At 30.7% G+C, this 8,094-nt stretch carries 8 protein-coding genes and 1 tRNA gene; 2 read left to right on the forward strand and 7 right to left on the reverse strand.

All coding sequences use genetic code 11. The annotated features are described in order from the left end of the window. The first annotated feature begins 217 nt into the window (after positions 1 to 217). On the forward strand, positions 218 to 1,318 hold the full coding sequence (locus tag B4J88_RS07650; RefSeq protein ID WP_286496138.1) for a serine hydrolase domain-containing protein: 1,101 nt from the start codon (positions 218 to 220) through the stop codon (positions 1,316 to 1,318). 76 nt (positions 1,319 to 1,394) lie between these two features. After that, a complete protein-coding gene (locus tag B4J88_RS07655) occupies positions 1,395 to 2,663 on the forward strand; it encodes an ectonucleotide pyrophosphatase/phosphodiesterase (protein ID WP_180906320.1) in 1,269 nt (422 codons plus the stop codon). Positions 2,664 to 2,761: 98 nt separating this feature from the next. Here the strand turns inward: B4J88_RS07655 and B4J88_RS07660 are convergent, their stop codons facing one another. The 7 genes from B4J88_RS07660 to pnuC all read right to left on the reverse strand — a co-directional run bounded on the left by B4J88_RS07660 (position 2,762) and on the right by pnuC (position 7,912). Next, positions 2,762 to 3,715 (reverse strand): EamA family transporter, encoded by a 954-nt coding sequence (locus B4J88_RS07660; RefSeq protein ID WP_125350139.1) that lies wholly within the window; start codon positions 3,713 to 3,715, stop codon positions 2,762 to 2,764. 71 nt (positions 3,716 to 3,786) lie between these two features. After that, a complete protein-coding gene (locus B4J88_RS07665; protein WP_038333632.1) occupies positions 3,787 to 4,401 on the reverse strand; it encodes a deoxynucleoside kinase in 615 nt (204 codons plus the stop codon). 190 nt (positions 4,402 to 4,591) lie between these two features. Next, entirely contained in the window at positions 4,592 to 5,383 is a 792-nt protein-coding gene (locus tag B4J88_RS07670) for a hypothetical protein (RefSeq protein ID WP_291067128.1), read from the reverse strand. Further along, positions 5,384 to 6,151 (reverse strand): sulfite exporter TauE/SafE family protein, encoded by a 768-nt coding sequence (locus tag B4J88_RS07675; protein ID WP_125350137.1) that lies wholly within the window; start codon positions 6,149 to 6,151, stop codon positions 5,384 to 5,386. A 64-nt stretch (positions 6,152 to 6,215) separates the two neighbouring features. After that, positions 6,216 to 6,287: transfer RNA gene (locus tag B4J88_RS07680), tRNA-Arg, on the reverse strand. A 28-nt stretch (positions 6,288 to 6,315) separates the two neighbouring features. After that, entirely contained in the window at positions 6,316 to 7,341 is a 1,026-nt protein-coding gene (locus tag B4J88_RS07685) for a hypothetical protein (protein WP_291067129.1), read from the reverse strand. Beyond that, entirely contained in the window at positions 7,325 to 7,912 is a 588-nt protein-coding gene (gene pnuC, locus B4J88_RS07690) for a nicotinamide riboside transporter PnuC (protein WP_291067156.1), read from the reverse strand. Before pnuC ends, B4J88_RS07685 begins: the two co-directional genes overlap by 17 nt. Positions 7,913 to 8,094 lie beyond the last annotated feature (182 nt).

Consider the following 8,094-nt stretch of genomic DNA (forward strand, 5'->3'; position numbering starts at 1 on the left):
GGTTTTGTTAAGGAACGACTACCTAAGAGTTGGTGAACTCTTAAGCAAGAGTTTAGTAATTCCTGCTTAGCTTTCTTTTGATTTATGAGTTGCGTGAGTTACGAGATTAGTGTTTCGAATTTTACACTTTGTAAAACATATTACGTACAACTTAAAACGTTAAGCGTATCACATACAATTCAAGATTTTATTTATCTTTAAAATCAAATAACACTAAATGAAGAAAAGACTTCTACTCAATATTGTACTCATTCCTTTTATCGGATTTGCGCAGCTGCAAACCATTTTTCAATCTAAAATAGATTCGATTTACGAAAAAAATAAAAACGCTGTCGGAATTATTGTTCACGTTGAAGCACCAGAACAAAACATTTCGTGGAGTTATGCAAAAGGAGTTTTGGATATTAAAACCAACGAAATTTTAAACAGCCAACAACCGGTTTTAATCGCAAGTAATACCAAACCTTATGTAGCTGCTGCAATTTTGCGTTTGGTAGAAAAAGGTCAAGTTAGAATTAACCAATCGATCAAGAATTTATTGTCTAAGAAGACTCGTCAATTGCTCGAAAAAGATGGTTATGATTTGAATACGATAACAGTCAAACATTTGTTGTCGCACACTTCTGGAATACAAGATTATGTCGATGATGCGTATTTTGAATTAGTTAATCAGCGACCGCAATATAAATGGACGAAGGAGGAACAAATAAAACGAGCAATGGAAATCGGAAGTCCACAAAAAGTAGGAGAAAAGTTTAGTTACGGTGATATCAATTATTTGCTTTTAGCAGAAATTATTGAACAAAAAACGCGTCAACCATTTTACAAAGTAATTCGAGATTTGTTAAAGTATAAAGAATTAGGTTTGACACAAACGTGGTTTATCGATTTGGAGAAATATCCTTCGAAAACACTTCCGCTTGCGCATCAATATGCAGATAAATACAAGTGGGATTCGTATGATTTAGATCCTTCGTGGGATTTGTATGGTGGTGGTGGAATAGCTTCGACAGCGAAAGAATCGGCTCTGTTTTTTCAGTATTTGTTTGAAGGGAAAATTATTCAGAATAAACAAATTTTGGATTCGATGTCAACATATGTTTTACCTTCGGATCAATCGAAATATTGTTTGGGAATTTATCATTTTGATATGGGATTCAATGCCTATTATCATGGTGGTTGGTGGGGAACAGATGTGATTTATTCGCCAGAAACTAATGCGACAATTACAGTTTTTATCTTGCAAAAAGGGTTTCAACATATCATTAATCCTTTTATTGGAAAAGAATTTCTGAAGTTGTTGATGAAGAAGAGTTAGAATTTTGAATAATTTTCTCATAAGATTTGACATTTTTTTAATTCATTCTAAGTATAAAACTTTCTAAATTTGAGGCATGAAAAAATCAATACTTAGTATATTTTCTGCAATTGTTTTAACGTTCTCAGTTACAGCAAATGCACAAGAAATCGAAGAACAAATCGTAATCGAAAATCGTGTGAATGATGCTAAACAACAAGATAAACCTTATGTTATCTTGATTTCGGCAGATGGTTTTCGTTATGATTATGCTCAAAAACATGAAGCTAAAAATCTATTAGCTTTGGCTAAAAATGGAGTGAAAGCCGATGCTATGTATCCCTCTTTTCCATCGGTTACGTTTCCAAATCACTACACAATCGTAACAGGTTTAACACCTATTCATCATGGTTTGGTAGGTAATAATATGTTAGATAGAGAAGTTGGTGATCGTTATTCATTGGGAAATAGGAATGCAGTTATCAATCCGAAATGGTACGGAGGAACGCCAATTTGGAATCTTGCAGAGCAGAACAAAATGTTAGCTGCTTGTTACTATTGGCCAGGTTCGGAAGCGCCTATTAATGGTATGTTTCCAACGTATTCGTACAAGTATTCGGAGAAATCACCAATTGATTATCGTATTCAGCAAGTGGTTAATTGGTTAGAATTACCAGCTGAAAAACGTCCACATTTGATTACGTTTTATTTTCCGGAAGTAGATCACGCAGGACATTCTTTTGGACCTGATGCGCCTGAAACAAAGGAAGCTGTACAGTTTGTAGATCAATCAATCAAGAAATTAAACGATGAGGTTGCAAAAACAGGTTTGAAAGTGAATTTTGTGTTTGTTTCTGATCACGGAATGACAAGAATTGATGATGAAAATCCGTTGAAATTGCCAATTAAAATTGATGAATCAAAAGTACAAGTTGCTTCGAATGGTTCTTATGTAAGTCTTTTTGTAAAAGATAAAAATGATATCGAGTCAATTTACAAAGAAATAAAAGCGGTTCAGAATAATACATTCGAAGTTTATAAAACAACAAATGTTCCGTCGAAATATCATTTTGATAAAAAGAATGATCGATACAATCGTATTGGAGATATTATTTTGATTGCACATGCTCCAAACTATTTCTCAAACAAAAATGCACCGAAAGGTTCGCATGGTTTTTATGTAAAAGAAACGCCAGAAATGAAAGCGACTTTTATGGCTTGGGGACCAAATATTAAGTCTGGTAAAGAGATTAAAGTTTTTCCAAATACAGAAATCTATCCAATGCTTGCGAAGTTATTAGGTTTACCAATTCAAGAAAAAATTGATGGAACAAATCAATTAGCGAATAAAATTTTGGTGAAATAATTTAGATTTTACTCAAAATACAAAGCCAACTTATTACGAGTTGGCTTTTTTTGTGATTGAATTTTCATTGACTTATAAGAATATTCGTCATTTTGAATTTATTTTTTCTTAAAATTCAGATTTGATATAATAATAGCAAAAATAATAACGGCGATTCCTGTCCATTGTATTGCGAGTACTTGTTCATGTAAAAGCACAAAAGCCATGGTTACTGAAACGGGTAATTCTAACGAAGAAACAATACTTCCCAAACCTAATCCTGTGTGCGGAAAACCTTTGTTTAAAAGAATAGGAGGTAAGACAGTTCCGAAAATTGCCAACGGTAATCCCCAAGTATAAAAAATGCTAAAATTGAATGCATGAATTCCATTTACATCATTTGAAAAGTTGTTGTAAAAGCTCATTAAACCATCAAAGTAATAAGGTCCGATTTGGCTAAAAAATAAAAATAGAGACACAATAATAGAACCTCCAAAAAGCATCCACAAACTTTTTTTATAAGCTGGTAAATAATTGGCTAAACTATTCGATGTAAACATGGTAGCCGTAAAAGAACAAGCTGCTAAAAATCCCCAAAACAATCCTTTAGGATTTAATTCGACTTCTTGGTTGATTAAATTTGTTGCCAAAACAGTTCCAAATAATACCAAAACCATTGCAATTAATTTTTTGGCAGAAGGAAATTGTTTACCCAAAATACTCTCAACCAAAATACTAATCCAAACCGTTTGCATCAACAATACAATTGCGATTGATACATTGATATATTGTACCGCTAGATAGTAAAATAAACTTGTGAAACCTAACGAAGTTCCAGCAAGAATCAACCTTTTTTTATCTTTTTGTTCAATCTTTGGTAAATCTTTTTTACTCATCATAAATAAGTTGATGATTCCCAAAATCAAAATTCCTAATACAAACTGAGAAGTTGTTACCTCGGCAGTCGTATAGCCTTGATCGTATGCAATTTTTACAAATGTTGCTAACATTCCGTAGAAGCTAGCGCCCATTGCAACGAACAAAACTCCCTTCAAAATACTTTTATTTTCCATAATTTTTTACGCAAAAAAACGGCCTGATTAAATTTAAAATCAAGCCGTGCAAGTTACTTTATTTTTTCTGACTAAAAAAGTCCGTTAATTTCTCCTTCTATTTTATTGAAAATGAATCCTAAATCTTCTTTATTTTCAACAAAATCTAAATTATCCACGTCGATTACCAACACTTTTCCTTCTTTATAATTCGAAATCCACTTGTCGTATTTCTCGTTTAGACGATTCAAATAATCAATACTAATCGAATTTTCGTAATCGCGACCACGTTTCTGAATTTGCGAAACCAATGTAGGAATTGAAGCTTTAAGATAAATCAATAAATCTGGTGCTTCTACAAAACTTGTCATCAAATTAAAAACACGCAAATAGTTGTTATAATCTCTTGTAGACAATAATCCCATATCGTTCAAGTTACTCGCAAAAATATGCGCATCTTCGTAAATTGTTCGATCCTGAATAATGTCTTTTCCACTTTCTCTAATCTCTTTTACTTGATTAAAACGGCTTCCTAAGAAATAAATCTGAAGATTGAACGCCCATTTTTCCATGTCGTTGTAAAAATCATCCAAATACGGATTCATTTCTACATCTTCAAACTGAGCTGTCCAGTTGTATTGTTTTGCTAAAAGGTTTGTTAGAGTAGTTTTACCTGCTCCAATATTTCCGGCTATGGCGATATGCATTTTCCAATTATTTTAACGTTTGCAAATATACTAAAGCTTAATTTTCAAAACAAAATCTAAGCTAGCGACTCATAGAAAAATCTTTTTTTAGAAAAAAATTATTCCGATTGATTTATGAATTTTTATTCAATTATAAATTAAAAATAAATAAGGATTAGTAATTAGTTTTAATTGATTAAATAGTTTATTATTAATTATTTGTATTTAAAATAGTATAAGTGTAAATTTTATTTTCGACCAAAGTATAAAGATTTTTTTCGCTAAACGCAAAACTTTTTACATTTTCTAAATCGATAAAAGTCGTCAAATTTTGATTAACAATATTTTTTGATATTAGTTTATTGTCATTTATATAGAAAATAACATCTTTATAAAAATAAAAAGGTTGCTGATTGGTGTCAAATTCAAAATTAGATTTGAAATTTCCATAATCATCGTAAACATAAATTGTTTTCTGACCTTTTAAATACACCAAATTTTTGTACACATGTATTTTATCGATTGATTGATCATTATACTTCAAATAAATTTGTTTTGATGTCAGAATTGGTTTTTGTAACTGATAATTATAGTAAACAATTTTATTCCCGATTAAATCATAAAACCAACAAAATTGCGTGTCAACAACTTTTAATGCTGCAGGCATAAAATCGTTAGATTTAATCTTTACAATATCCTGAATAGGATTCAAATCTTCGTCTAAAATAGTGAGTTGATTAAAATTTGAATACACATAAGCTCGAAGTGGATTATTGACATCAACTGAAGTAATAATATTTTTGAGATCAATACTTTTGTTCTTTTTCGACAGAAATATTTTTTCAATTCTAGTATCTGAAATCAAATAAATCGAATTATTTAGATCAGTATCAATTGATTTGATTGTTTTATTTTCAATCAAAACTGAATCTTTTAACTCAAACTTTTGAGAAAAAACAGTGATAAATGCAGAAACAAAAATAATTGAAAAAATGGTTTTCATTTACTTGAAAATTACTTCATAACCAAATCTACAAATTGAGAGTAGGATTACCAAAATAAATATGTATCGAATAAATTTATTCCCTTTGTTGATGGCTAATTTTGCTCCAATAAAACCTCCTAAAGCGTTGCAAATAGCCATTGGTAAAGCTATTTTCCAGATAATTTGCCCTTTGATTAAAAACAAACAAATCGAACCAAAATTAGTTGCTAAATTGATCAGTTTTGCATTAGTATTAGCTTTCAAAAAATCCATACCAAGAAGTGTTACGAATCCCAAAATAAAGAAAGTTCCAGTTGCAGGACCAATAAAACCATCGTAAAAACCAACTGCAATACTCACAATACAACCATTGATAATCGCAATGTGGTAAGGAATTTTACGCTCGGTTGCTTGTCCAAAATCTTTCTTGAAAATAGTGTAAATGGCTAAAACAATCAAAATGATTAACAAAACAGGCTTCATAAAATCATTATTGATAACCGTTAACAATTGTGATCCTAAAAAAGCAGAAACAAATGCGCATATAGCCATAATCGTGAAAAGTTTCCAATCTATTTTTACCTTTTTTAGATATTGTGAAGTTGCTAAAGCTGTTCCACTAAATGCTGGAATTTTTAGCGTTCCGATTACTGTTGAAACAGGTAAATTAGGTAAAAAAGCAAGTGATAATGGCGTTTGTATTAATCCACCACCACCAACAATAGAGTCGATGAAGCCAGCGCAAAAAGCTGCCATGCATAAATAGAATAAAATCTCGATTTCCAAAACTGAAAAATTTTGGCAAATGTATAAGAGAAATAATAAATAATGAAGGAATTATTAAAAATTGTAGCCACGATGAGACTCGAACTCATACTGTCAGAACCGGAATCTGATATTCTATCCATTAAATTACGCAGCCAAAAGTTTTGCAAATATAGATAAATAGACTATTTGAGTTGAATATTTTGTCTAAAATTTCGGTGTTGGGTTGCGGTAAAATAATCTCTGAAAATTTGATTGATTTCTTCATTTATTTTTGAAGCTTTAATTCCAAGTTGTGGATAAATTTCAATGATAAATTGAGTGATTTTCTCAACAGTTTCTATTCCAAATGAATGAATTTCAGTTTCGATTTCTTCTGAAATAGGAGAATTATTTGTCAATAAATTTTCTATTGTTTTAGCAAATTCAATAGTTTTCGAAGTTGATTTAATAACGAAATTATCAAAATTAGTTTGTTTTTGGTATTGAATAATCTCTAAACTTTTTTCGATAAAATGTTCTGCCATTCCAAGATAATTTACCAATAAAGTTAAATCAGCAAAAATTCGGAAAGGTATTTTTTCGACCAAATCATCACTATAAAATTCATTATAAATAAAACTATAATCTTGATGAACGATTTCATTTTCTACTTCAAAACTATGAGAAGATGTAGCAACCATTCCCATTGATTTCCAAGTTGAAATTAATTTAACTTGAGATTTATTTAAAATAAATGACAAAAACTTTGGTTCACCATTTTTATCCAATTTCTCTTTTCCATCTTCGATTATTTTCGCATTTAATGTAAAATGAGTGAGGTAAGGAGCGCCAGTTGCATAATGCCACAAACCGTTTATGATATATTTATCTCCAACTTTTTCAGCAGTTCCACCAAGCATTCCGCTTCCACCAAAACACGTTTTTTGTGATGAAAATAAATTATAAGCAATATCGGGTTTTAGATTTCGAGAAAAATAATTTGCTCCACTACAAAGCGTTATAAACCAACCTAAACTTCCGTCAATTTTAGCAACTGATTGAAGAATTTTTAATCCTTCAGAAAAATGTAAGCCAAGTCCATTGTATTGTTTCGGAACCCAAATATTCAACCAATTTTGAGTATAAATAAGATGGAGAACTACTTGATTAAAGGATTCTTTATTCAATAATTCTTTTTGAAGTTTGGGAATATCAAGCATTATTTTCATTCAAAATTTTTCTCCAATTAAAATATCCAGAAATCGCCACACAGAATAAAATCAACGATAAAATAGCGTATAGATACAAATCTTTGTGAATCATTAATGGAATTGAAATAATGTTACTAATATTCAACAATATCCAATTTTCGAGTTTACGTTTTGCCATTAACCACATACCTGCCCATGCAAATGCGCTTACGATTGAATCCCAAATAGGAACGTCAGAATCGGTGATATGTGTAAGTGCTAAATAAAAAATGGTAAAACTACTTAAAACAATTCCTGTAACAACTGCCCATTCTTTTTTATTCGTTTTTGTAATTTTTATTTCGTGTTTTTGTTGTCCGTATTTCCAATATAACCAACCATAAATGCTCATCACTAAATAATAAATATTAAGAGTGAACTCAGCATATAGCTTAGAATTGAACATAACGAAAAGCGATAATGTAATTCCTGCAATTCCAAATAAATAATTTTTTGGATTGTTGAATCTCGCCAATACGACTTGAAAAATAGAAAAAGTGACACCCAGCCATTCGAGCCAAGTTGTTTGTAAAATAATTTCCTTCATCATAATTTGTTTTGATGAGGAGATAGAAGTTATTGCTAACATCAATTCCTCCGCCAGCATTATCTGGATCAGGTATAGAACAAAATTGTTCTTGGGTATATTCTCAGCTTTTTAGCACCCCATTGAAAGGCAAAGATGAAAAGTTTTGATGAGTTTTCCTAATTAATAATCAAAAAAGCTTTCTC

This window comes from Empedobacter sp. UBA5036 (assembly GCF_002415215.1).
Classification (GTDB): Bacteria; Bacteroidota; Bacteroidia; order Flavobacteriales; family Weeksellaceae; genus Empedobacter; species Empedobacter falsenii_B.